General features: G+C 67.9%; 21 protein-coding genes and 4 pseudogenes. 15 read left to right on the forward strand and 10 right to left on the reverse strand.

Features of this window, described 5'->3' with window-relative positions; genetic code table 11:
- Positions 1 to 94: 94 nt before the first annotated feature.
- The 4 genes from ACZ418_RS36310 to ACZ418_RS36325 all read right to left on the reverse strand — a co-directional run bounded on the left by ACZ418_RS36310 (position 95) and on the right by ACZ418_RS36325 (position 3377).
- A complete protein-coding gene (locus tag ACZ418_RS36310) occupies positions 95 to 547 on the reverse strand; it encodes a DUF6191 domain-containing protein (protein WP_468371469.1) in 453 nt (150 codons plus the stop codon).
- A gap of 540 nt (positions 548 to 1087) precedes the next feature.
- Positions 1088 to 1846: an SDR family NAD(P)-dependent oxidoreductase gene (locus ACZ418_RS36315; RefSeq protein ID WP_468371471.1), complete on the reverse strand. Its 759-nt coding sequence runs from the start codon at positions 1844 to 1846 to the stop codon at positions 1088 to 1090.
- A 12-nt stretch (positions 1847 to 1858) separates the two neighbouring features.
- Positions 1859 to 2116 carry a hypothetical protein gene (locus ACZ418_RS36320; RefSeq protein ID WP_468371472.1) on the reverse strand — a complete coding sequence of 86 codons (258 nt, stop codon included), beginning with the start codon at positions 2114 to 2116 and terminating at the stop codon, positions 1859 to 1861.
- A gap of 907 nt (positions 2117 to 3023) precedes the next feature.
- A complete protein-coding gene (locus ACZ418_RS36325) occupies positions 3024 to 3377 on the reverse strand; it encodes an antibiotic biosynthesis monooxygenase family protein (RefSeq protein ID WP_468371474.1) in 354 nt (117 codons plus the stop codon).
- A 267-nt stretch (positions 3378 to 3644) separates the two neighbouring features.
- Here ACZ418_RS36325 and ACZ418_RS36330 point away from each other — a divergent pair, with 267 nt between their 5' ends.
- The 5 genes and pseudogenes from ACZ418_RS36330 to ACZ418_RS36350 all read left to right on the forward strand — a co-directional run bounded on the left by ACZ418_RS36330 (position 3645) and on the right by ACZ418_RS36350 (position 7193).
- Positions 3645 to 4349, forward strand: coding sequence for a Clp protease N-terminal domain-containing protein (locus ACZ418_RS36330; RefSeq protein WP_468371475.1), 705 nt, complete (start codon positions 3645 to 3647; stop codon positions 4347 to 4349).
- A 202-nt stretch (positions 4350 to 4551) separates the two neighbouring features.
- Positions 4552 to 4908, forward strand: a complete 357-nt coding sequence (locus tag ACZ418_RS36335; RefSeq protein WP_468371477.1) for a hypothetical protein — start codon at positions 4552 to 4554, stop codon at positions 4906 to 4908.
- A 544-nt stretch (positions 4909 to 5452) separates the two neighbouring features.
- Positions 5453 to 5722 (forward strand): hypothetical protein, encoded by a 270-nt coding sequence (locus tag ACZ418_RS36340; RefSeq protein WP_468371478.1) that lies wholly within the window; start codon positions 5453 to 5455, stop codon positions 5720 to 5722.
- Between the two features lie 178 nt (positions 5723 to 5900).
- Positions 5901 to 6184 (forward strand): annotated as a pseudogene (locus ACZ418_RS36345) (IS110 family transposase); the annotation flags it as partial.
- 190 nt (positions 6185 to 6374) lie between these two features.
- Positions 6375 to 7193, forward strand: coding sequence for a protein kinase family protein (locus ACZ418_RS36350; protein ID WP_468371479.1), 819 nt, complete (start codon positions 6375 to 6377; stop codon positions 7191 to 7193).
- A gap of 92 nt (positions 7194 to 7285) precedes the next feature.
- Here the strand turns inward: ACZ418_RS36350 and ACZ418_RS36355 are convergent, their stop codons facing one another.
- Positions 7286 to 7981, reverse strand: a complete 696-nt coding sequence (locus ACZ418_RS36355; RefSeq protein ID WP_468371481.1) for a glycerophosphodiester phosphodiesterase — start codon at positions 7979 to 7981, stop codon at positions 7286 to 7288.
- Between the two features lie 913 nt (positions 7982 to 8894).
- Positions 8895 to 9044 carry a hypothetical protein gene (locus ACZ418_RS36360; RefSeq protein WP_468371482.1) on the reverse strand — a complete coding sequence of 50 codons (150 nt, stop codon included), beginning with the start codon at positions 9042 to 9044 and terminating at the stop codon, positions 8895 to 8897.
- A 419-nt stretch (positions 9045 to 9463) separates the two neighbouring features.
- On the opposite strand from ACZ418_RS36360, the gene ACZ418_RS36365 reads away from it, so the two are divergent.
- The 6 genes from ACZ418_RS36365 to ACZ418_RS36390 all read left to right on the forward strand — a co-directional run bounded on the left by ACZ418_RS36365 (position 9464) and on the right by ACZ418_RS36390 (position 14005).
- Entirely contained in the window at positions 9464 to 9796 is a 333-nt protein-coding gene (locus tag ACZ418_RS36365; RefSeq protein WP_468371484.1) for a hypothetical protein, read from the forward strand.
- A gap of 49 nt (positions 9797 to 9845) precedes the next feature.
- On the forward strand, positions 9846 to 10436 hold the full coding sequence (locus ACZ418_RS36370) for a hypothetical protein (protein WP_468371486.1): 591 nt from the start codon (positions 9846 to 9848) through the stop codon (positions 10434 to 10436).
- Between the two features lie 536 nt (positions 10437 to 10972).
- Complete coding sequence (locus ACZ418_RS36375) at positions 10973 to 11182, forward strand: transposase (RefSeq protein ID WP_468371487.1); 210 nt, start codon at positions 10973 to 10975, stop codon at positions 11180 to 11182.
- 629 nt (positions 11183 to 11811) lie between these two features.
- Positions 11812 to 12171: a hypothetical protein gene (locus ACZ418_RS36380; protein ID WP_468371489.1), complete on the forward strand. Its 360-nt coding sequence runs from the start codon at positions 11812 to 11814 to the stop codon at positions 12169 to 12171.
- Positions 12172 to 12858: 687 nt separating this feature from the next.
- Entirely contained in the window at positions 12859 to 13554 is a 696-nt protein-coding gene (locus tag ACZ418_RS36385; RefSeq protein ID WP_468371491.1) for an SMI1/KNR4 family protein, read from the forward strand.
- A gap of 244 nt (positions 13555 to 13798) precedes the next feature.
- Complete coding sequence (locus ACZ418_RS36390; RefSeq protein ID WP_468371511.1) at positions 13799 to 14005, forward strand: hypothetical protein; 207 nt, start codon at positions 13799 to 13801, stop codon at positions 14003 to 14005.
- A 120-nt stretch (positions 14006 to 14125) separates the two neighbouring features.
- On the opposite strand, the pseudogene ACZ418_RS36395 reads toward ACZ418_RS36390, so the two are convergent.
- Positions 14126 to 14521 (reverse strand): annotated as a pseudogene (locus ACZ418_RS36395) (helix-turn-helix domain-containing protein); the annotation flags it as partial.
- 161 nt (positions 14522 to 14682) lie between these two features.
- On the opposite strand from ACZ418_RS36395, the gene ACZ418_RS36400 reads away from it, so the two are divergent.
- Both ACZ418_RS36400 and ACZ418_RS36405 read left to right on the forward strand, forming a co-directional pair.
- Positions 14683 to 15549 (forward strand): metallophosphoesterase family protein, encoded by an 867-nt coding sequence (locus ACZ418_RS36400; protein ID WP_468371492.1) that lies wholly within the window; start codon positions 14683 to 14685, stop codon positions 15547 to 15549.
- An 86-nt stretch (positions 15550 to 15635) separates the two neighbouring features.
- Positions 15636 to 16769, forward strand: coding sequence for an IS630 family transposase (locus ACZ418_RS36405; protein WP_468371494.1), 1134 nt, complete (start codon positions 15636 to 15638; stop codon positions 16767 to 16769).
- Positions 16770 to 16997: 228 nt separating this feature from the next.
- On the opposite strand, the gene ACZ418_RS36410 is transcribed toward ACZ418_RS36405, so the two are convergent.
- Positions 16998 to 18227, reverse strand: a complete 1230-nt coding sequence (locus ACZ418_RS36410) for a GNAT family N-acetyltransferase (RefSeq protein WP_468371512.1) — start codon at positions 18225 to 18227, stop codon at positions 16998 to 17000.
- 992 nt (positions 18228 to 19219) lie between these two features.
- On the opposite strand from ACZ418_RS36410, the gene ACZ418_RS36415 reads away from it, so the two are divergent.
- Complete coding sequence (locus ACZ418_RS36415; RefSeq protein WP_468371496.1) at positions 19220 to 20209, forward strand: aldose 1-epimerase family protein; 990 nt, start codon at positions 19220 to 19222, stop codon at positions 20207 to 20209.
- A gap of 468 nt (positions 20210 to 20677) precedes the next feature.
- Here ACZ418_RS36415 and ACZ418_RS36420 read toward each other — a convergent pair whose 3' ends face one another.
- Complete coding sequence (locus tag ACZ418_RS36420; RefSeq protein ID WP_468371498.1) at positions 20678 to 21949, reverse strand: guanyl-specific ribonuclease; 1272 nt, start codon at positions 21947 to 21949, stop codon at positions 20678 to 20680.
- A gap of 4 nt (positions 21950 to 21953) precedes the next feature.
- On the opposite strand from ACZ418_RS36420, the pseudogene ACZ418_RS36425 reads away from it, so the two are divergent.
- A pseudogene (locus ACZ418_RS36425) lies at positions 21954 to 22223 on the forward strand (ATP-binding protein); the annotation flags it as partial.
- 111 nt (positions 22224 to 22334) lie between these two features.
- Here ACZ418_RS36425 and ACZ418_RS36430 read toward each other — a convergent pair.
- Positions 22335 to 22841: pseudogene (locus tag ACZ418_RS36430) on the reverse strand (response regulator); the annotation flags it as partial.
- Between the last annotated feature and the right edge of the window lie 137 nt (positions 22842 to 22978).

A 22978-nucleotide genomic window follows, 5' to 3' on the forward strand; every position in this document is an offset into this window, starting at 1 on the left:
GTGGCACGCCATCGTAAGAAAGGTGCGGATCCTTAGAAGAGGACGCCCTCTTGGTCTCACAGATGTCGGGCAGAGGAGCTTGCCATGGGTCTCCTCAGGGTTGCTGCGCACCCCCTCGCGGTCGGTGAACGGCCTCGCGGTCGGACGGGAGGACGATGCGGGCCGTGCCGCTGGCCAGGTCGATACGGGTGCGTGGCGGGGCGCCGTCGTCCTGGTCGTCGCGGCGGTTCGCCTCATGTCGCTGCTGCTCGATCTCGATCGATTTGTTGCCGTTAAATACCAGGTCGAATTCGTTGAACGCGGACCCTGTCAAGGGGCGGTGCTCAGGACCGCGGCCGCGGTGAAGGACGCTGCGCCGCTTGAATCGCCGCATCATCAACTCGGCCGCACCGCAGACGAACAGGAGAAAGGCCAGCGCCGGAAGCGCGGCGCCCCACATAGCCAGCATGCGGGAGAAACGCGGCGGCTGTGCCGGAAGTTCCCGTGCTTTAGTTCGAGCCCCAGCACGCCCGCCCTTCAGTTGGCCGTCGCAGGCGATCGAACACATCGGACTTGATCGTCTAGTTGAGGGCCGCTACGAGGACGGCCGCCTCGTAGCGGGCCCGGTAGTCGACCGTGTCCCGCCACGGGATGCCGGTGCGCACCCAGATCCCACGATCAAGATCTGGGGGGGGCGTCGGCGAGCAGGGCGAAGAGCTGGGCAGCGCGATCCTCGTACCCGTTCACTGCGGCCAAAGGGCAGGCCAGTCGGGGTTGGGCATGGGCGGCGATCAGCAGCCACGTCCACCGGTCGGCTGCCTCCCGCCTGCGAAGCCAGGGCCTGGTCCGCCTGATCGTCTGCTTGAACAGGCAGAACATGCGTTCCAGGTCGAAGCGGCGAAGGAAGGACTGCCGACAGCGGTGCACATGTGCGGGGATGGCTCCCGTGGCGGACCACCACGGCGGGGATGACGGGCGTGATGGCTTGGGCCCCAGACCAGCCCTCGGTACGCGTCGCGGCCGCAGCCACGGCCGGCGAGCAGCATTCCGGGGCGCCTTCGGCCCGGACGACGAGTCCCGGCACTGTGGCAACCATGGCCGGCAGCGTCTACGGAAAGAACCGGCCCGCGCTCGGGTGGTCCTGGGCGCCGTCCACACAGATGTTGGTGCCATTGACCCCGCCGGCACGGGCCGACAGGAGGAAGCACGCCACGTCCGCCACCTCCTGCACCTCGACCAGCCGCCCACGGGGGAAGTCGTCGCGGGAGAAAGCCTCGTACTGCTCCGGGCGGTTGTCCCGGAACCAGGCCCAACCCCCGCCCTCGAACATCACCGAACCCGGACTGAGCGCATTCACGCGGATGTTGCGCGGGCCCAGCTCCTGGCCGAGTGCCGCCGCGAGGTGGATCTCCGCTGCCTTCGCCGAGGCGTACGACGACCTGGGGCCCGGCTTCCACCCCGTGATCGACGCCACTATGAGCGCGCTACCGCCCCCGCGCCGCTCGAAGTGCGGCACCGCGGTGCGGATGGCGTGGGCGGCATGCAGCACGTTCAACTCGTACGTCCGCAGCCAGTCCTCGGGCGTCGAATCCAGCAGCCCGCCCCCGCACACACCGCCGGCATTGGCCACCAGCAGGTCGAGCCCGCCCATCCGGTCGGCCGCCTCGTCGACGGCCCGGGCGAGCGCGTCCGGATCCGTGACGTCCGCCTGGACGCCGGGCAGACCCGACGCCTTCAGCCTTTCCGGATCCCGTCCGCAGACGGTGACCGCAGCTCCCTCTTCCTGCAGCGCCCGGCCGATGGCCAGCCCGATGCCACTACTGCCCCCGGTGATGAAGGCTGTTTTCCCCGCAAGTCCCAGATCCACGGCGGCAGCCTGTCACCGGACGTCGACATGATCAACCCACTTGGCCCTGCGGCCGAATGCCCGCATCTCGTCCCCTACTCCGACGAGGAAGGCAGCGAGCGCGACATCGGGGATGCAGGGTCCCGCCAAGTGCTCCTGAGAAAGACGTTGGGCGTGACGGTAGCCGATCAGGCCCATGGCAAGGCCGATCAAAGATTCGGTGGATGCCGTCGCGTCCATCCCGGCGGATGGCGGCGAAAGGCCGCCGGTCAACGACACCGCAAGTGGCATGCCCCGGCTGTCGCCGAGGACGCGGTGCCTGCTGCCCGGCCGTACGCGGCCGGGCAGGCCGGGCCGCTTGTGCAGACGGCGACTCGGAGTCGACTGGGCCGCATGGAGCGGATCGCCGGCGAGCCTGGGGATCGTCGCGGAAGACCACGTCGTCGACACGGCGAACGATCTCGCCAACGCCCGAAGCGCGGGTGAGTGAGGAAGCCCACCGAGCCGACGGCCAAGACCGGGCCGGTGACAGCAGGCACAGGCCCGGCCCGTCACCGCCCAACTGGCCCTCGCCAACACCGCGCGACGAAGCCCGGGCCCCAAGCAGCCGCCGCACGCGTCCGACTGAGAGGACGGCGCGGAGCACGGAGCCGTGCAGTCCGGTTCCGGGTGAGACATCCCGTCCGGGCAGGCCGGGCATCTTGCCGATGTCAGTGACGTCGTCCATCGCCCTGTGCTCGGCAGCGCTGACCGGGGTCGGCGAGAGTCCCAAGTCGCCGGCGGCGCATCGCAGCGGCCGGTTCCACGGGTGCTGGAAAACCTCGCGCGGCCGACTGTGGGCTGCCCGGCGGATCTGCCGCTCTGCTCGTACCTGTCCGTGTGCGGGCGACGGTTGCTCCCCCTCCCTCGTGAGGCTGGTCTTCGACCTGTTCGATGAGCTGGCCACTGTCAACGCCGTGCTGCGTTTGCTGGTCGAGAACGGTATCGAGATCGGCGTGCGGGCCCGCTCGGGTCCGGGAAAAGGGCAGTTGGAGTGGCGTCGTCCCAGCCGGATCGTGATCCAGAACATGCTCCGGGCAGGCGGCAACGGCGTCACACCTTCCCACAGATCATCAGGCACCAGGTCGGCAACACGACAAATCGCGCCGACTCAAGCACCCAACTGCCAAGGCCCGCCTGTTGCCGGATTCTGCGGGACCTACGCTCGCGTGAACCCGTGGCTACGTTCCACTTTCGCCACATGCAGCGTGTAGCTCTGGTACCACTCGGCTTGCCCGCGCTTTTGCGCCGCGCGGTGCTCGGCGTTGCTCCGCCACTCCGTGAGGGCGTCGGCGTCGCGGAAGTACCCGACGGTGATGCTCAGCCCGCCAGGAGTCTGCGCGTGGTCCATCCCCAGGAACCCAGGGACGTCCTTCACCAGGTCTTCCATGCGTGCGTTGGTCTCGCTGTAGCCGCTCTGATCCTGGGTTCGCACCGCGCTGAAGACAACCACGTAGTAGGGAGGTTCATAGGCCTCGACGGGCGCGACAGGCGCTTCCGAGTGATCGGTCATGGCGCCACCGTAAGGCGGGATGCACACAACGATCCAGCGTCTTTCCTGAACGGGATACATAAGGGACCGGGCCCTTGACCAAAGCTGTCAGCTCTCCTCCAGCTCCCGGAAACGGCCACGAGCCCATCGGCTCACAGAACGGCGCGAGGGACGTGGGGTCGCGACCGGGCACGACTGCCGTACCGGACCGTCGCACTACGGGAGCACACCCGGAGCAATCGTCAATTTCAAGTTGACGCCGAGCGATCGTCAACTTACGATTGACGCATGAGCCCACTCGACATCAGCCTCGCCGACCTGATCGCCCGGCTCGACGAGGAACTCCCCGACGCCAACGAACTGGCCCGCATCAGCGAGGCGCGACTTCGCGCCCAGACGCTGTCCGACCTCGGTGACCAGCTCATCGACCACTACGTCAGCAAGGCCAAGCAGACCGGCGCGTCCTGGACCGAGATCGGCGACGCCATCGGCGTGTCCAAACAGGCCGCCCAGCAACGCCACGCGCCCGCCGCGTTTGAGCGGTTCACCAACCTGAACCGACACTGCATCGTGCTGGCGCAGGAGGCCGCCCGGACGCACAAGCACGACTTCATCGGCACCGAACACATCCTGCTCGGCCTGCTCGGCGAACCGCGGGGCCTGGCGTACGAGGTGCTGGTGGCGAAAACCGGATCGGAGCAACGCATCCGCGGCGCGATCGAGGAAGCGATGTCGCCGGCCGGGGCGAAGGCGCTGCGGGGTCACATCGCGTTCCGGCCGGAGAGCAAGGAGGCCATCGAGCAGGCACGCCGCGCGTCGGCCGACCTCGGCCACGACTGGGTCGGCACGGAACACACGCTGCTGGGCCTGATCCGCACCGAGGAGAGCCCAGCAGCGCAGATCCTGCGCAACCTCGGCTTCACGTCAGACGAGCTGCACGAGACGGTCAAGACCGAGACCGCCAAACGGCTCGCCGTGCGCGACAAGCAGTAACAAAACGATCAGTCGCCGCGGAGGACCACGCCGACCGGACCAACGAGCCAGCCTTCGATACAAGCCACACTGTCGGGGCTTCCTGAAAATATGGCTCCGCCCGCGATTCCGCGTTTCGTGGAGGACGCGTACGGACGGAAGGCGCCCTGCTCGTCAGCCAAGCAGACCCCGGGCCAACGTCTCGCAGCCATAGGCTCCGAGCATGAAGGTGCATCTGACCAGGGACAGCGTCGCCATGGGCGACGCTGTCGGCGCGCCACACGACGACGAGAGAGACTTCCCGGCCGGGATGCACCTCCAGGAAGCGGTCACATCGGTCGCCAGGAGCAGTTATCTTCCCCGGGTCGCCTGGAACCAGGCGACCCGGGTCCTGATCAGCGGAGCAACCCCGCTCGCTGTGGTTTCTCAGCAATGGACGAAGCCCAGGCTCCTCACGTCCGGCGACCCCACGCTGGCGACACTCGCTGACGACGGTGGAGTCGTGGGCTGGCACTTCCAGTACCTGACGCAGCAGGATCCGATGGCTGTCTTCGAGAGGTTGAGGGCAGCGTCAGCCTGAGCTGGGCGTCTTCGTCTGCGAGACGGTTCACGATTCCGTGAGGCTGTGGACGTATGCCGTCGGTCTTGAACTCGCCATCTCCGGTCCGCCGTGCCGGCGACGGCGGTGTCGCTGTCGACTCTGGTGCTGGAGGGGTGCAGCGTCCCTCACCGCCGGCACCGAGCAAGCCGCTGTTGTCATGCACCGTCCCCACACCCCGGAGCCCGGCGGACCTGCCCGAGCACCTGGTCTTCTATGCAGATGCCCCACCGCCGGCCCTGCTCGGCGGAATCAGAAACCATCGCATTGTGATTTCGACTGCGGAGCAATCCCGACGAACGTCATTTCCGTATGAATTCATAGGAGGCAAAACCTTCTCGCAACAATATCAACCGAGAAGTTTCACAAACACTTATAGTCGATATCGGAGGTGATGGTCCCGCCGCCTGAACGCGCTTCGCGGGCGGCGAGCGACACACAGAGCTACGCGCAGGCTCTGAAGCGCAGGGGACGGCCCATCGAGGCCGCCAGAAAATCAAGCACACCCTCAGAGAGGGGGCTCACCATGCGCGCGCGCACACGTATCAAGAGAGTGGTTGTCGCGGTTGCGTCGGCACCGATCCTGGCCATCGCCGCCGGGGCTGGAGCCGCCCAAGCAGCCACCAACGCCGCGCCCGAGCACGTCGTCTCGTTCCACCAAGACAACGGCTGGGGCTGGGGTGGAGGACACCACCACGGCTGGGGCTGGGGCTGGGGCTGGGGCCACCACCACGGCTGGGGCTGGGGCCACCACCACGGCTGGGGCTGGGGCGACCACGGTTGGGGCTGGGGCTAGGGCGACTGAGTGTCAGCAGAACTGATCGCAACCCCTGACAACCAAGGGTGGATCCGGGTGCTCGATCCCATCGGGCACCCGGATCCACATGACGAAGCCCCTGATGTACCTGATGTGCCGGTGTCCGCGACGCCGGAGGGACCGGACGGGGATGGCCTGCAACAGCGAGCCCAAGTAGCGGCCCGCGTACATCGGCGCCCTCCCTCTTACCGTCGCCTGGGACGCCGGCTGCAAGGTCGTCTGCCTGCCCGGCCTGTGCATGCGGCGGATCGCTGGCCTCTATCCGGGCGAGGCAGAGACCGACGCGAAGGACGCCGCAGTGATCGCGGACGCCGCCCGGACAATGCCGCACACCTTACGCTCGCTCGAACTGACCGACGAGATCAGCGCTGAACTGACCTCGCGGGTGGCTTCGACCAGGACCTCGCCGTCGAAGCCACCCGCACCTCCAGCCGGATACGCGCCCGGTCAGCAGCCTCCGCTGAGCAACGTCAAGCTTCGCTGCGGCACATCACCGGGGGCGCGGGGGCGGTGTCCCGCGGAGTGGTTGTCCGTCTCAGCCGACCTTGGTCCCGGTCTCAATGGATCTGGCCTGTTTCGCTCTGCGTGTCGGATGATCCGCTCTGGCAGCCCTGTCAGGGCGAGTGACATCATGTACGAAGTGAAGACGCACCTGTTTCATGAAGTGATACACGTTGCGACTCTCGGAACCGCTCTCGGCCGGTTGGGCACCGTGTTCCAGAAGTTCGAAGAGCAGGACTCTGGCTGTATCTCATACGGACTGCTGGCATCAGGGCAACGTTGGTTCGTGAAAGGCGCGTTGACACCGCAGGGGATCTCCTCCCTGCGCCGGGCGGTGTCCTTTCACCAAAACGTCTCACACTCGGCCATCGTGCCCCTGATGTGTTCCTTCACCACCGACGACGGCCTCGTGCTGATCTACCCATGGTTGAGCGGTGAGGTTCTCTACCACCCGACCCTCTCATGCCAAGCAGGTCGGGCAGCTCCGGACAGCCCGATGACGCGCTTCAGGGCCCAGCCGCTTCCCCGAATTCACGCCGCGCTGGAATCCATCCTCTCTGCCCACCTGGTCGTGGAGGAAGCCGGATTTGTTGCGGTCGACCTCTATGACGGATGCATGTTGTACGACTTCGACGAGCACCGCATGATGCTGTGCGACTTGGACGAATACCGGTCAGGGCCCTTCGTCCTGAAGGCGGACCGGTTGCCCGGGTCGACGCGCTATATGGCACCGGAGGAGTTCGCGCGCGGATCGCTGATCGACATCCGGACAACCGTGTTCGCTCTGGGCCGGGTGCTCCGCCTCCTCTTGGACGCCGGCGACGAGGAGCAGCAATGGCGCGGGACACCTGAGCAGCTGGAGGTCGTCAGGACAGCAACCGCCATCTCCCCAGGGCACCGGTTTCCGTCCGTCCGCTCGCTCGTCGACGCCTGGCAGGCAGCGACCTGAGCTCGGTGGGCCCTGCGCGCGGGACTGCGACCACGGCGTTCATGCTCTCGTCCGACCGTACGGGCGGCCGGTTCGGTTCCGGGCCCCTGAGGTCAGGCGGTGGCCTCGACCAGCCGCTTCATGCCGGGCTGGTCGGTCACGCAGCCCACCAGTCCGAGCGCCCGGGCCAGCGACAGGTCGCGCTCGTCATTGACGGTCCAGGCCATCACGTCGATGCCGGCGGCGCCGCACTTCTCCACGATGGCCCGGTTCAGCTGGCGCAGCTCCACGCTGACCAGGGTGGAACCGACCTTCTGGGCACGGCCGACGAAGGTGTCGCGGTGCGCGCTGGGCCCCGCCACCAGCACGGTGCGGGCCTGCGGCAGCACGTGGTGGATCTCGATCAGCGCCGCGTCGTGGAACGACAGCACCGAGACCCGGTCCAGCAGGCCGCGGTCGGTGAGCACCTTGGCCAGCGACCGGGCGGCGGCCACGTCCTTGATCTCCGCCTGGATCGGCAGTGTCGGCCCGACGACGTCCAGCACCTCCCCGAACGTGGGGATGCGCTCGCCGAGGCCGGCGTCGAGCTCCTTGAGCTCCGCCAGCTTCTGGTCGGCGATCGGACCGGAGCCGTCCGTCGTGCGGTCCAGGGTCTCGTCGTGCATGACGACCAGCTCGCCGTCCCTGCTCAGGTGCAGGTCCAGTTCAATGCCGTCCAGCCCCTCGCGTTCGGCCCGCAGGAAGGAGCGCAGGGTGTTCTCCGGCTCGGCGGCCATGACGCCGCGGTGGCCGATGGTGAAGAAGGACACTCGGTTGCCATCCTTGGGTGTGGTGGTGCGGGGCAGCCGCACGAGTGCCGTACCTCCCGCCGGGCGGCGGGCGACGGCCCGTCGGAGCCTCCAAGCCTAATAATGGGCCGGGTGGGCCGGATCAGGGTGAGGCAGGGTGCATGCCGAAGGGGTGCCGCTCTGCAGCGTGGCACCCCTTCTGCCCTGCAAGCTTCTGACTTATGAAGTGGTGGGTGTGGGATTTGAACTCACGGTGGCTTGCGCTATGACGGTTTTCCAGATCGCTGGCGGCTGCCTCAGTCGTAGCGACGCCGCCGGCCTCCCGGCGTCAGACGATAGCCGGGTCCTGCTCGCCTGTGAGGCTTCCTCTGATCGAATCGATGTCCACCAAGCGTTGAGGCGGTCCGCCATGCCAGCCGCGTCGTAGGGGTGGCTCAAGCCGAAGTGGTCCGTCAGTTCATGGCACGGGCACTCCTCACCTCTGCTCGGGCGCCTCCGCGCGTCAGCTGGCTCAGGATCGGGCTTATGAGACAGTCGTACTCGTCTTGTGAAAGATCTCCCACACCCCGCTCGTTGAGCAGGCACCGCGCAGGTTGTCCTGTGCATCCACTACTGCCATGGCGCCAGGATGCGAGGTCTGACGAGTGATCGTTCTGGGGCCGTCCTAGGCCGTTCGAGGTCGCCCGAGATCGACCAACCGCGACCGACTGTGACAGACGAGCCACGGCCGCCAGCGACGAAAGCACCAGGTCACGGGCCCCGGATCACGGGCAGTCGACTATCTGGCGACCTTCCGCGATCTGCTCTCGGCGAGAGAGCGGCAAGAGAGCAGTACCACCGGAGTGCCGTCCTGGGGACTTGATGGACGGCTTCTACGACATGGCCTACCCCCACTGCGCCGTAGAGGTGACGATCGCCATCGGGGACACGGGCGCTATGCAGCGATCCGGGACTGGCACTGGGCGACGTGGATCGGCGCGGCCTGCGGCCAGCGTCCCCCGAGGATCTTTCCGGTACCGGCCGGCGGATGCACGAGGCTGCCGTCCGCGACGGGCACGAGGCACTCGCTGACGGAATCGCCCACGTCTTCGGTAAGGGTGAGTACCCACGCTGTGCCAGCGGGTTCAGCATCGCGGACGCGTACACGTCCGCCAACCTCCCCGTCCTGGACCACAGCGAATCAGAAGTAATCGGGGGGAGGGCTCAAGACCGGAGCCACAGCCGGATCGCGGCGACAGTGACCGCGCCGTGAAAGACGTAGGCGCTTGTCGAAGCGAGTAATCTTCCCCTTCCGCACCGTCCCAGCGTCCGTACGCGTAGCAGGCTCGGCACGCGCATCAGTGATCTCAGAGGACGGTATGTGGGCTGATGTCTGAGGGGTGCAGGGCTCACCTGGTGGCCACCGCCTCCGAAGCAACGGCGTCGCGGTCGACGAAGACACCAGGTGGATCTGGCAGTTGCCAACCCTCCACGCGGCAGGGCCAGTTGGGGCATCATGCTGGCATGGCAACGTTTAACCAGGGCAACCAGACGGTGCATGGCAACCAGTACATGGGTGACACAGTCAACGTCACGCACGGGGACTGCAGCCCCATCGATGCCCGGACGGTGGCGAGGGAGTTTGCCCGGGCGATGGCCGCAGTGCAGGAGCTGGAGGTTCCCGGCGCCACCCGCGAGCAGGTGACGGCCGAGTTGACCACAGCGCGTGGAGAGCTGGAGGCCGGAGAGACCGACGCTGCACGGGGCCGCTTGGCCGGGCTCCTGACCATGGGAGGCATGGTCGCGGCGATTGTGAACAACTTTGCCAGTGCCGTGGGGGTGTTTCTCGGTGGGTAACTCGGACGACCGTGACCGCGGCCACTCCAGACGCGACCAGGGGCGGGGGGTGAATTTCAACCAGCAGGGTCAGCAGGTCAACGGCCCCCAGTACAACGCCGACCGCATCGACTTTAGTCAATCCGTCTCTCCGGAGGTGATTGCCGAAGGTTTGCGGCGATATCATGAGCCCCCGCCTGTACAAGGGATGAGTTCCGCCAACATTCAGCGTCGTCAGGAAGAGGACGACCTCAAGCTCTACGGTAACCGCCACTACACGCGGGACAGGCAGAGGTGGCTGCAGACTCTGACTCCGCGGGAGAGGCGGAGCGAGGAACGGCGCGCAAGTGACCGAACCAAGCACGGAAAGATGCCGTGGCATCACCATCGGCGAATCCTACGTGCCGGAAAGCTCCCTCCCGGAACGAGCCCCGCCGACCCTCGGTACCTGCAGGCGAAAAGGGAGGTTGAGCGCAAGGAAGACAAACGGGAGCTGTACTACCTTATTGCAAGCCTTGTGATCATGCTCGCGCTAATTCTGATCGCCGTATTGGACGATGCCCTCTGGATGGCTGTAATCCTGGGGTCCCTGATGGTCATTGGCCTTGTGTCCGGCTACCGCAAGGGCAGAGCTTCGCGTAGTCGAAGTGCCCGAACGTGACCGGTTCAGTTGATGCGGGATCAGGTTTGGCAGGGTTCACTCCTGTTTGCCTTGGCGGACTTCCACGATGGGTAGCAGCGTGGAGGTGGCCGGGAGGCCGAGCTCCCGTGGTGTAGGGCCTGCGGGTGTGGGAATGTCCGTGAGCCGGGCGAGGAGCGCGTCGATAGCGCTTTGGCCATTGTCGACCGCGGCGCGTTCGTCCTCGGTCAGCGGGATGGAAGGGGCCGAAGACCGTGCGGGCCAGGCGCAGCCGTTCGAAGCGGAGGAACAGGGCTTCGTCCACGGGCGCGCCCAGGAGGTAGGCGTAGGCCAGCAGGCGGGGGCGGCATGCCCGCGACGCCTGTGCGGGCCACTGGCGGCTCCAGTCCTGCGTGTCGGGCCCGATCACATGGGTCCACGCGCTCTGGTCCCAGTTCCACCACGCCGACTCGGCCTCGGCGTCTGGGCCTTGGTGTGGGCGAGGCGGTGGGACTCGGTGCCGGGGGGGTGCCTCCCCTCGTGACGTGAAGACCGTGAGTGCAGGGGAAGTTGGGGTCATGGCGGAGAAGCGATGGAAGTTCGAGCCGGAGTTCAGTGAGGGGGCTGTACGGATCGTGACGGGGACGGGCAAGTCGATCGCCGAGGTCGCGAAGGACCTGGGCATCAGCGAGACCACCCTGGCCGACCGGGTGTCCCGGGCCCGCCGGGTCGGGGCCACGCCGGCCGGTGAGAGCGAGGGGCTGGAGCGGCTGCGGCGGGCGAGCTGATCGGCTATTCCCTATTGGTCGCCGCCACCGTCATCACCGGCCGCCGGTTCGCAACCTGACTGTGCGCGACAAGCTCCCCGAGTTCGCTGGTGGCGCTGGGCACCCCGGCCAGCGCCTTCACCCAGTCCGCGCACGCCGCCGATGGCACTGCGGCCATGGCCGTCACCGCCGGCGCCCCGCTCGGGCAGCGCGAGCCGGGTAGGACGAAGGAGCTGTCCGACGGCTCCCGGGCCAAAGTACGCAAGGTGTTGAGACCACCAGGAGGCCGTGATCGTCAACTGGGGAAAGAACATCGGCTTCATGACCCAGCAGCGCACCGTGCTGCGCCACCACGACACTCTCCACACCTTCCACTCGTCCACGGGCCAGGTGGGAGGAAAAGGACAGGACGAGGCAGGCGCAGCTCGGCCGCCCGGCGCCCAGGCCCCCGGCGCCCCGCCCACAGTCCACCCGATCCGAACCCCAACCTCGACGACGACCCCACCGTCGACCTCGTCCCCCAACCCGACCCTGGCAGACTCCTCCACGAGCGGCCAGGTCACGGACGCGGAAGTGAAACCAGTGTGCATGGAGGGAGTCCTGGGTACTCGACGCGATGCCCGGGGCTTCCCCTGTGAGGAAGGCAGGCGATGTATTCGAACAGGAAGCGAACGGTCGCCGGTCTGCTGGCGGTCGCCGCGTTGTGTCTCTCCACACCTGCCCAGGCCTTCGCAGGCTCCGGGACGGCCAATCACAAACCCAGCGCATACTGCGGAACCGACAAGGCTTCCGGACTCGGGGTGTCCGCCACCGAGAATGTGCCCTGTGCCGCTGCTCTACAGGTGGCAGCCGCCTACACCAAGACCTGGCACAACGCATCGAGCACCACCGCCGACGTGCGCGCCGCAGGAAGCACCTGGAAATGCCAGGAACGCCAAGGCGACCCCAACCCCTACCAGGTATGCGTCGACACCCGGGACAACACCCGACTGATCACGCTGTCGTCCTGACCCACTCCCCCGGCACCCGGTGTCCTCACATGGCGCCCATACGTCGCCGCGGCGGTCGCGGCGGGCGCTGTAATGCTGTTGGCCCTGTCCCCCGTCGTCCACGCCGCGCTCGTCACCGCTCAAAGCCTGTGGCAAAGCCCTCGCAGCCGCCGACACGGCCCAACACGACTCCGAAGCGCTCAAGCAGGGCATCACCCGCGAAATCGCCGACGGGGGTCACCCGGACAAGTCCGAGCTACAGGCGCTTCAGGACGCCGACGCCCAAAGACTCATGACGGCCTCCCAAGCCCAACGCATCTGCGTTCCGTGACTCCGGGCCTGACCGCCATCTCGTCATGGTCTGTGTGTGGGAGCGCAGCTGTCATGTGGTGTCCCTGGACGCCGCCGTGCCGCCGCCGACGGCGCACCAGCTTCGTCCGATCCGCACTGTCGACGGAGGGACCGGTGCGCGCGGCCAGGCGGCATGCCCGCACCTGGACGGACCCCGGCCGGCTACCCATGCCTCACGGCGCCTTTCGTTCGGGGCCGCGGCCGTTCGCTCACCGGATCAGGCTCTGTACCCTGTGAGTCCTCGTGGCCGTCCGGTCCGAATGGATCCAAGTCCTTGATGGCGCTTCTTGGAATCGCCATCATCACGGCCGGGAAGGTCGCGCCGGGAGTGCATGCCCGGTCTTCGAGGGGCTCGCCATGTTCGTATCGGTAGTGGCAGCCGCCCGCGGGCGGCTGCTTAGGTTGTGGCTCCTCGAAGATGCACGAGAAGGAGCGACGGTGGGCGAAAATTCTCAGGTGGCAGCGCTCGCAAAGGTTCTGCCAATGACGCATGGCGTGGATGAGCGGATCGACTGGAGTACGGTCGAGGAGATCTGGGGGACCCGGTTTCCGGCCGACTACGTCGCCTTCATGGAGGCGTACGGGGCAGGCAGCGTCAGCCAGGAAGTTGGAATACTGTTGCCGGTCCCGCGGTCCGATGCGTATTCGGACGGGTCCGGCCTGCGGCAGGAGACAGCCAACGTCCGTGGCTCCTGGGAGATGCTCGGTGGTAGAGCGGTCCTGGACGTGGACCCCGATTTCATCGTGGCGTGGGGTGTCACGAGCAGCGCAGACATCTACTGCTGGCTGACCACGGCCGACGATCCCGACCGATGGCCCGTGCTCGTATACGGTCGGCACACGAATCCCACCTTCCAGGTCCACCCTTTCGGGATGGTGGAGTTCCTACGCAGACTGCTCACCGATGATGAATTCCAGGAGGAGACGATCAGCGTCGTCCTTCCGAAGGAGCACTCTTTCGTCAACTGGCGTGAGGAGAAGCGTCGTTTGGAGGCGGGCTTGGACCCCACCACGGGCGAACCCTGGGATTGGTACTCCAGCCGTAGATCGTGATCTGCCTTGCCTGTGATGGTGTTGGCACGCCGGGAGATCATCTCTTACGGGGTGCTGACGTGAGGCCGAGCGTGGCGACGTCCCGTTCCCGGAGGAGCAGACTGGTCGGGGCCGACCCTGTGGCTGGCAGACTGCGAAAGGAGCATGCGTGTCCGAAGAGGTCTTGATCGAGGTTAGTGCGGTCGTCGCCAAGGAACACGAGACCGCCCTGGTGGCCGGCTTCCGCGAGCTGCTTGGCGAGGCGGTGCCGGACGGGTTGCTGCGCACCGAGCTGCTACACGGCGGTGATGGCCAGTGGCGGATCCAGACGTTGTGGCGTAGCCGCGCGGCCCTGGACGCGATGCGAGCAGGCCCGCAGCCACCGGCAGCGCCCGAACTCTTCCGGCGGTTCGGCGCCAATCCGGTGCTCACCGTGTTCGAGGTTGCCGAAGGCCGCTTGTTCCGAGCGTGATTCTTGCCAGCACAGGCCCGGCCCGCTGTGACCAGGCTCCCCGACGAGCGTTCCGGCCATTCGTGTGTCAATCCCCGTCAGTGCTCCAGCGTAGATCGCGATCTTGCTGGTGGGGGCCGGACGGATGACGCGTCCCGGCACGCGGCGCAGGTAGGCAACGAGTCTGCGGATCGACCAGTGGGTGAAGGGCCGGCCGAGCTTGGTTGGGCGGGTGGTGGCCATCTCGATGACGCAATCCTCGTCGTCATCGCTGAGCAGGCCAGGACGGCCTCCCGCCCATCCAGGGCCCAGGCAGGCCAGGCCGATCGCGTTGAACCGGTGGATCACGTCCCGGACGGTGTTCTCGTCGGCCTGGACCAGCTGCGCGATCTCCGGGACGCGGTTTTCGCCGGCGGACGCCAGCAGCATCATCGCCCGCCGGTGGCGCACCGAGCTGGTATTGCCCGGGCGCACGATCTGCTGCAGCTTCTGCCCTTCCTGATCGGTCACTGTGCGCACCCGCGCAGGCTCGGCCACCGCACCTCCAGCAGTTGGAAGGGACGTCACCGCCCATCCAACCGCTCCCACCGCCGACCCGGCGAACCCATGCTTCGCAGCACTAGTGCCGTGTCAGGCAACGTTTGCCTCGGATGAAGGGTGATCTCCCGGCGGACTCCCCGGACCGTTAGGTTGACGAGATGAAGATTCTTCATCTGTCCGATACGCACCTCGACCGTGCAGGGGGCCCCGACGCCGACGGTGCCGATGGCACCGCGGCACTGCGGCGCCTGCTCGCCGACCTGGTCCACCTGAGCGACCTTGATGCTGTCATCGTTACGGGAGACGTCGCGGACGACGGATCCAGTGAGGGGTACTCGCGAGCTCGTGAACTCCTTGGCCGCTACGCGAAGGAGCGGGGCGCACTGGTGTTCTACGCGACCGGGAACCACGACGAGCGGGCGGCGTTCACCGAGGTGCTCGGCTGCGGCCACACCCGCCCCGACGCGGTCTGCGACGGGCCCGACGGCGAGCGGGCCGCGGCGAGCACGATCGACGGCTGGCGCGTGGTCACCCTCGACTCGCTCGTGCCGGGCAAGGGTTACGGCCAGATCAGCCGTGCCCAGCTTGACTGGTTGCGCGAGGTACTGGCCGCGCCTGCGCCGCGTGGAACGATCTTGGGCTTCCATCACCCGCCGATTGCGCTGGAGGTCGAGGTGCAGCGGGCGCTGGGGCTGCAGAATGCCGACGAGTTGGCCGCAGTGATCCGCGGGACCGATGTGCAGCTCATCCTCTGCGGCCACTTTCACCTTCAGATCTTGGGGCATCTGGAGCAGGCGACGGTCTGGGTCACGCCCGGGGTGGTCAGCCGCATCGACCTGACCGCCCGGCCCGGCACCGAGCGCGCCGTACACGGCCCTTCGGCCTCCCTGGTCCAGCTCGGCACGGCGAACGGACCGCTCATCCACACCCTTCATGCCCGTGACCCCCGCCTGGGCGAGACGGTCTACGAAGCCGATGAGGAGGAGATGCGGCAGGTCATCGAGGACCTCGGCCCCACCGGGTGAGTCCGAAGTGAATGTAAGCGGCGCCAGGCAGATGTGACGTGCGGTGGGTGCAGGGGTGGGCGGCACGCATCGGCCATGCTGGCCTGGTGGCCGAACCCGTGCGCGTGCGCGAGATTGACGATGAGGAGGGCCGGAGCCTGCTGCGGATCATCCGCCGCGGCACCGGCTCGGTGGTGACCTGGCGGCGGGCCCAGATGGTGCTGCTCTCAGCCCAGAGCATGCCGGTGGCGAAGATCGCCGAGGTGTCGTTCACCAGCACGGACCGGGTCCGCGACGTGATCCACAACTTCAACACCGACGGCTTCGCCTCGCTCTACCCGAAGTACAAGGGTGGCCGGCCGAAGACCTTTACCCTGCCCGAGCGCCGCGAGATCAAGGAGATGGCCAAGTCCAGGTCCACCGAGCACGGCCTGCCGTTTTCCACCTGGAGCCTGACCAAGCTGGCAGACTTCCTGGTCGCCGAGGGGGTGGTCGACGACATCAGCCACGAGGGCCTGCGCATCCTGCTCCGCGAGGAAGGCGTCTCCTTTCAACGCCTGAAGACCTGGAAGACCTCCCGCGATCCGGACTACCCGGCCAAGAAGGTCCGTGTCGAGCACCTGTACGCCATCGCCGACGGCGAGGTCATACCCGAAGAAGGCGAGCTCGACGTGGTGTTCTGCATAGATGAGTTCGGGCCGCTCAACCTGATGCCGCACCCGGGGCGGCAGTGGGCCGAACGCAGTGGCAGGCGCAAGGACCCCGACCGCGAACCCCGCCGCAGGCGCCGGGCCACCTACAATCGCTACGGCGGGGTACGGCATCTCTTCGCCACCCTGGACCTCACCCGCGACAGGTTCTACGGCCACATCAAACCGGCCAAGAGGCGGACACAGTTCCTGGAATTCTGTCGCTACCTGCGCAGTCTCTACCGGCCCGAAGTCCGCATCGCGATCGTCTGCGACAACTTCTCCCCGCATTTGACCACGAAGAAGTGCCAGCGCGTCGGTACCTGGGCCGCCGCGAACAACGTCGAGATCGCCTACACCCCGACGAACTCCTCCTGGCTCAACCGCATCGAGGCCCAGTTCACCGCCCTGCGGTATTTCACCCTCGACGGCACTGACCACGCCACCCACAAAGAGCAGGGCAGCATGATCCGCCGCTACATCATCTGGCGAAACCGCCATGCCGACGAGCGGCGCCTACGCGCCGTCGTCGACAGGGCGAACGTTGCCTGACACGGCACTAGGTCAGTCAGGCAAGGAAGGCGACGACGTAGGTGCCTGCCCGCTCCGCGGCCGTGATCCACCTGACCATGACCGATCTGATGGCCCGCCGCCTCACCGGCGAAGCCGGCATCTCCTGGCGCACCCCGACACACCGCGGGTACAAACACCAATTCCGGGATGAAACATCGGGAGAAAACGACCTGCAACGAGACTTGTGTGCAGGGTCGGCGAGCGCGGTCAGAACCAGTGCAGGCAGTGCGGGGAGCGCTCGGCGCGGAAGAGGGCGTCAGCGAGGGTGGCCGCGCCCGGGTGGTGGGCCCGGATGTGTCCGGCACGCACGAGCGTGCTCGGGGCGGTGCCGCCGAGGTAGACCGAGCCCAGGTCGCTTACGTCCAGAGACAGATCAGGCTCCCGGTCCGTCGGGACGCACTCGGCCTTGCTGTCCCGGACGGTCAGCAGGTAGCGGCCGTGCTCGCCGAGGAACGGGTCGTTGACGTCGAGAACGAGCTCGCCGTCCACGAACCAGCCACGCGCGGTCAGTGCACGCGGGACGTCCAGCAGCCGCACCCAGAGCCAGTCGGTGTCGCCGCTCACCTCGCCGGCGCGGAAGTCCGCAAACTGCCAGCGCAGTGGGTGCTCGGGCGGGAAGTGTTTGAATACGACCTGAGTGACCAGGTCGTGTCCGAGCACGAACCGGGCCAGGGCCGTGAAGACGGCGTCGTCGGCGGCGATGGTCTCGTCGACCGTCAAGGTGTCGCCCTCGACCGAATAGCTGGCGTACCCGTCCGGGACGCCGTCGGCGTCACGGTGGACGGCGACGTAGCGCGGCGCCGGAGACACCGGGGGCTGCCCCGCGCCCAATGCCCACCAGCTCTGCGGCCGGGACAGCGCGCCGGGTTGTGCGCGGCGGTAGCGGTCGTAGACCTCTTCGAGGATCTTGCCGCACTCGGCACGCCGCAGCAGCTCGATCGTGCCGGTGTCCGAGCCGGTCGCTGGGGCGTCGGCCGTTCCTCGCGCCCGGGGAAGGGCGAGGGCGGCCTTGTGGCGCGGCACCGTCAGCCGCTGCGTGTAGGTGGCCGGTCCGTAGCCGAACCTGCGGTAGATCACGGCCTCGGAGGCCAGCAGTACGGAGAGGAACTCCCCTCGGGCGCGCAGCTCGGTGAGCTGACGCCGCATCATCGCGCTGAGAACGCCCTGGCGTCGGTGCGAGGGCAGGACGCCGACGGCGGTCACCCCGCTCGCCGGGACGAGGATCTCACCGGGCAGGGTGAGTTCGAAGGAGTACGCACCGGCGGTGCCGACAGGCCGCCCGTCCGCCGTCATCGCGAGTAGGTTGCGGTCCATTTCGAGCGCCGACCACCAGACCCCGCCGCCCTCGGTCGGAGTTTCCGGGAAGCGCCCGAACGCGGCATGGAGTGTGTCGACGAACACGTCGAGGTCCTCGCCGGTCGTGTGACGGATCTCCATTGCCACCGCTGCCTCCCCGGGATGGTGACACCACGACTCGTGGTGTCCCGCCACAGTGCAGCGTTGACCCCGTGGCCAGGTCAAGCGGATTACGGCCGGGCCCACGGCCGGTCACCGCACGGCCGGACCCAGCCCGGCTCCGGGAGGGGTTCGGAGCTGCTGCCGGTTGAGGGCGCAGGAGCGTGTTGTGGCGTGTATGGGTGAGCGGGGCGGCTGGCCAGGGCTCGCACGGCATCGTGGGCTGCCGGCGTCGCCCGTCAGGAGGCCGGCCGGGGGACGTCGGCCCTGACGGCACCGAGGATCCCTGTCCGGCCGCATCCGCCGGACAGGGATCCTCACCGTGCCACCGCGCAGTCACCAACCGTGGATGTACGCCCAGGCAGACACCAGCGCGTTCCCGACGCCTGAGCGCCCACACCACTCGGCGGGACACCATCTTCTGTGGCGCTGCCTTGGGAAGGCGGGAAGGTCACCAGGCGGCATGGCACTCCGGTCCCAGCAGTTCCTGCCGCAACCGTTGCCGCCGCGGCATGTCAGCAGCGCCAGACCGTCATCCAAAAGGCCGAGCCACGAGCGCCGCCATCAGCAGCGCAACACGGTGATCAACGCGGCCGTGGTACGCGACCCCATGAGACCGTGGCTCCGGCCACGGCGCACCGGTGTGGTAGAGCCGTGCAAAGCCGCGGCTCCCCGTGCACAACCCGGCGCGAGGTGGCGGTTCGCCGGCCAGCAGTTCTGGCACGTCAAGCGCATCACTGACACGCGTTGGAGCTGTTCGTCCGGCCCCGGGTCGGCCGCCCCGGCCTTGTGGGAGAGCCCTTGGCCGTGGCGTGCGATGGTCCGGTGGAGCTTGCAGAATCGACGTGCCTGCGTGCCTGCGTGCCGCGAGGCGGCGAGAAGGGAACGGGATGACTGTGCGACACGGCCGACACGATCGCCTGGAGCCGAGCCGTCGCGCGGTTCTGGCAGCCGGGACCTGTGCAGGTGTGGGCTTGCTGCCCACCGTCACGTCCTCCGCTCACGCAGCTCCGGACCGTCGCACGGCCGGGGGACTGTCCGGCAAGCAGTACGAAATTGCGCAGGGCCGCCAGAGAGTTGTGGTCACCGAGCTTGGCGCGGGCTTGAGGTCGTACCGGCTGGGCAGACGCGAGCTTCTGGACACCTTTCCCCCGGACTCCTATCCCACAGCGGCCTCATACGGTCAACTGCTCATCCCATGGCCTAACAGGATCGATCACGGAAAGTACGTGTTCGAGGGCGTCACCCAGGAACTGCCGTGGAGCGAACCGGCCATGCAGAACGCCATCCACGGTCTGACGCGGTGGATGAACTGGCGGGCGGAGGAACACCGCGGCTCTCGGCTCGTGATGGGGCTGACGCTGCACGCCCAGCCGGGCTATCCCTTCGTCCTGCGCCTGCGTCAGACGTACGAACTGAGCGAGCGGGGCCTCGTGGTCACCAACGAGGTACGCAACCTCGGCGACGGCCCCGTTCCCTACGGGGTGGGAATGCATCCGTATTTCACCCTCGGCACGGAATTCATCAACGACGTCGTTCTCACGGTGCCCGCCAGGTCTTACTTCCGGACCAGCAGCCGTGCCATCCCTCTGCCGCCGCCTGTTCCCGTCGCCGGTACCCTCTTCGACTTCCAGAGGCCGCGGCGCCTCGGAGGCACGGTCCTGGACACCGGTTTCGCCGATCTGACCCGCGATGGCAGCGGTGAGGCACGGGTGCGGATGACCTCACCGCACTCTCCGGTCTCCCTCACGGTGTGGCTCGACCGGCAGCACGGCTTCCTGCAGCTGTACACCGGAGACACACTGCCTGACCAGGCACGTCGACGAAGGGGACTGGCCATCGAGCCCTACACCTGCGCATCCAACGCCTTCAACAACGGCTACGGATTGCGTGTCATTCACCCTGACCGGGAATTCCGGGCTCGGTGGGGTGTGATCCCTCGTCTCGGCAGAGCCGCGGGCTGACGCCGTCTTCGTGCAGCCGCTGGGCGGTCTCCCAGCCGCCTCCGATGAACGTGCAGGCCAGGCGGACCCGTAAGTTCCGCCCGCCACTGGCCGGCCGCCTGGACCGCCTCCGTGTCTTCCGTGCCAGTGGTCACGATGCGCACCTGTGGGCCGCCCTCGTACTCCGCGCAGCCGGGCCATGTCGCCTACCGACTGGCCGAAGCTGTGGCTGGCCGACTCGGACTGTTGCCCGGAGCATCACCCGTGTCCGGCGCCTGCCTGGGCGCAGGGTACGTCGCGCAGGGTGCGTCGCCCCAGAAGAACGCGGCGAGCGTCCGGCAGCCCACCAGGTCGCCCCTGGCGCGTCCTGCAGGATCAGGCGCGGTCCAGCATGTGGACTACGGCCTGACCGTGCACGGATTCCGGAGGCCGGTGGTGGAGATCCCTCGACCATGCCGCCAGCTGCGCCTGCTGCGGAGCGTCGCCGGGTCAGCAGGCGGGGAGCACGCGGTGGAAGGAGGCGTAGTGGTTGTCGCTGTAGTACTCCTCGCCGTGGCCGCCGGTCACGATGCGGCGGGCTCCGCGGTCGCGGGAGCCGGGCGTCATGACGGTGTATTCGTGGTAGTAGCCGCTGGGTGCATAGGGGAGAAAGTCCTCGAAGTTGCCGAAGACCGCCCCGTCCTGCGGGGAGGGGAAGGGGCCGTGGCGCCGGATGAGCCGGACGGCCGCGATCGCCTCGTGGGGCAGCCGTGACAGGCATACGACGGCGCCGCGGACGCCCGCCGCTGCGGGGAGGTGAGGCGGCCGGGGGCCGATGGCCCGGCAGCCGGTGATGCTGCCGGGCGGGGCGCAGTCGTCCGGGGTGTCGTCCCGTACCCGGGACGCCGTCAGGGTGACTGTGGCGCCCGGTGGGGCGTAGATCCCCCCGCCTTTCTGTGCGCGGTTCCCGAGGACCCTGGACGAGAGGAGCGCCACCGACGCGAAGTTGTCGGACAGGCCTCCGCCGGTGGCCCCAGCGGTGTTGCCGGTGACGATCGAGCGGCTCAGGACGGCCCTTCCGGCGGACACGAAGACTCCTCCCGCGCCGCCTCCGGATACGTTGCCACTGAGGGTCGTGGACGCGACGCTCAGCCGGCTGCGGCTGCCGGTGCTGTACAGGCCACCGCCGAGCACCCGGGCCGTGTTGCCGGTGACTCGGCAGCGGGTCATGGATGTCCTGCCCGCACCGGTGACCGCCGCGGTCCGGTCGGCGATGAACAGTCCGCCTCCGACGACGGCCTTGTTGTCGCTGAGGACGCATCGGTCCGCCGTGACGGTGCCGAGGTTCGTGATCCCGCCGCCCGCGATGGCGGCGTCGTTCGCCGTGATGGTGGTCCCTTCGACGGTGGCGTGGGCGTGCGGACCGTTGTGGAGGCCGGCGCCCCGGTCGGCGGTGTTGCCGGTGATGGTGCTGAAGCGCAGCACCAGGCGGCCGTCGTTGGCGATGCCGCCGCCGAGGCTCTCCCGACCAGGGCGGGAGGCCGCCCTGCCGCCGCTGATGGTGGTGTCCACCAGGGTCAGACGGCTGTGCCTGGCCACCTTCAGGATGCGGAACGGGGTGGCCGCCGGTGCGCGGGTGATGGTGGCGGAGTTCCCGATGACAGTGACGGTGCCGGTGACGACGGGCAGGCCGTCGCGGTCCGCGTCGCGCGGGACGTCAAGGGTGTACGTGCAGTGGGGCGCGAGTATCACGGTGCCGGAGCCGGCGGCGTCGCAGCGCACGGGGATGACCGTCACCGTCCGCTGCGACGCACCGACCGCAGGCACGGCGGACCGACTGCTGTACCGAGTCGCCCGGGAGTTCCTCACCAACGTCGTCAAGCACGCGCGTGTCGGCACCGCCGAGATCCGGCTCCACGTCGAATCGGGCCTGGCCCGGCTGCAGGTGATCGACGACGGCGTCGGAACGGCGGTGACACCGCAGGCCGTGGCCATGGCGGGCGGTCACATCGGCATCGCCTCCCACCGGGTCCGGGTCGAGGAGGCGGGCGGCAGCCTGACCATCCGTCCCCGCCACCCCACCGGCACCATCGCGGAGGTCACCTTGCCGGTCCCCGGAGACGCCGAGCTTTTCGTACAGGTGCTGCACGTGCATCTTCACCGTCGTGGGCGACAGGAACAGCTTGCGGGCCATGGAGGGCACGGACTCGCCCTGCGCGATCATCCGGAGCACGCTGGTCTCGCGTTCGGTCAGCAGCGGTGCCTGGCGACGGGCCTGCCGATGGATCTCCCCTGCCAGGCCGGCGGCGAGTTCGGCGGGCAGCACGTGGTCTCCACGGGAGCAGGCCAGGACGCCTTCCACGATCTGGTCGCGGTCGGCCTCCTTGGTCAGGAAACCGGCGGCACCTTCCTGCAGTGCCTGGTAGACCGTGGGACTGTCGGTGAACGCCGACAGCACCAGGACACGGGTGGGAAGCTGATCGCGGACGACCGCATGGGCCACGCCGAGCCCGTCGATCTCTGGCATGCGATAGTCCAGCAGCGCGACGTCCGGCCGGTGCTCGCGGATTGCTTCCAGAGCTGCCCGGCCATCCCCGACCTCGGCTACCACCTCGGTGTAGCCGCTGTTGTTCAAGGCGCGGCACCACGCCCTCGCGGAACAGCGGATGATCATCACCCACCACAACCCGTACGCGTGCCCGAGAGTCCCTCATGTGGCCCTACCTTCTTGAGTGCGTCCCGCGAGTTCGCGACTCTGGGACTGCGCGGGTGGGGCAGGGATGGTTTTCATGCTGGCTGCCCTTGATGGCT

Source organism: Streptomyces sp. NPDC030820 (genome assembly GCF_055572075.1).

Coding starts and splice junctions, on each gene's coding strand:
- ACZ418_RS36330 (WP_468371475.1), top strand. CDS start 3,645: ATGAGCCCACTCGACATCAGCCTCGCCGACCTGATCGCCCGGCTCGAC.
- ACZ418_RS36375 (WP_468371487.1), top strand. CDS start 10,973: ATGGCGGAGAAGCGATGGAAGTTCGAGCCGGAGTTCAGTGAGGGGGCT.
- ACZ418_RS36335 (WP_468371477.1), top strand. CDS start 4,552: ATGAAGGTGCATCTGACCAGGGACAGCGTCGCCATGGGCGACGCTGTC.
- ACZ418_RS36380 (WP_468371489.1), top strand. CDS start 11,812: ATGTATTCGAACAGGAAGCGAACGGTCGCCGGTCTGCTGGCGGTCGCC.
- ACZ418_RS36325 (WP_468371474.1), bottom strand. CDS start 3,377: ATGACCGATCACTCGGAAGCGCCTGTCGCGCCCGTCGAGGCCTATGAA.
- ACZ418_RS36365 (WP_468371484.1), top strand. CDS start 9,464: ATGGCAACGTTTAACCAGGGCAACCAGACGGTGCATGGCAACCAGTAC.
- ACZ418_RS36310 (WP_468371469.1), bottom strand. CDS start 547: ATGTGTTCGATCGCCTGCGACGGCCAACTGAAGGGCGGGCGTGCTGGG.
- ACZ418_RS36350 (WP_468371479.1), top strand. CDS start 6,375: ATGTACGAAGTGAAGACGCACCTGTTTCATGAAGTGATACACGTTGCG.
- ACZ418_RS36400 (WP_468371492.1), top strand. CDS start 14,683: ATGAAGATTCTTCATCTGTCCGATACGCACCTCGACCGTGCAGGGGGC.
- ACZ418_RS36410 (WP_468371512.1), bottom strand. CDS start 18,227: ATGGAGATCCGTCACACGACCGGCGAGGACCTCGACGTGTTCGTCGAC.
- ACZ418_RS36320 (WP_468371472.1), bottom strand. CDS start 2,116: ATGCCACTTGCGGTGTCGTTGACCGGCGGCCTTTCGCCGCCATCCGCC.
- ACZ418_RS36385 (WP_468371491.1), top strand. CDS start 12,859: ATGTTCGTATCGGTAGTGGCAGCCGCCCGCGGGCGGCTGCTTAGGTTG.
- ACZ418_RS36340 (WP_468371478.1), top strand. CDS start 5,453: ATGCGCGCGCGCACACGTATCAAGAGAGTGGTTGTCGCGGTTGCGTCG.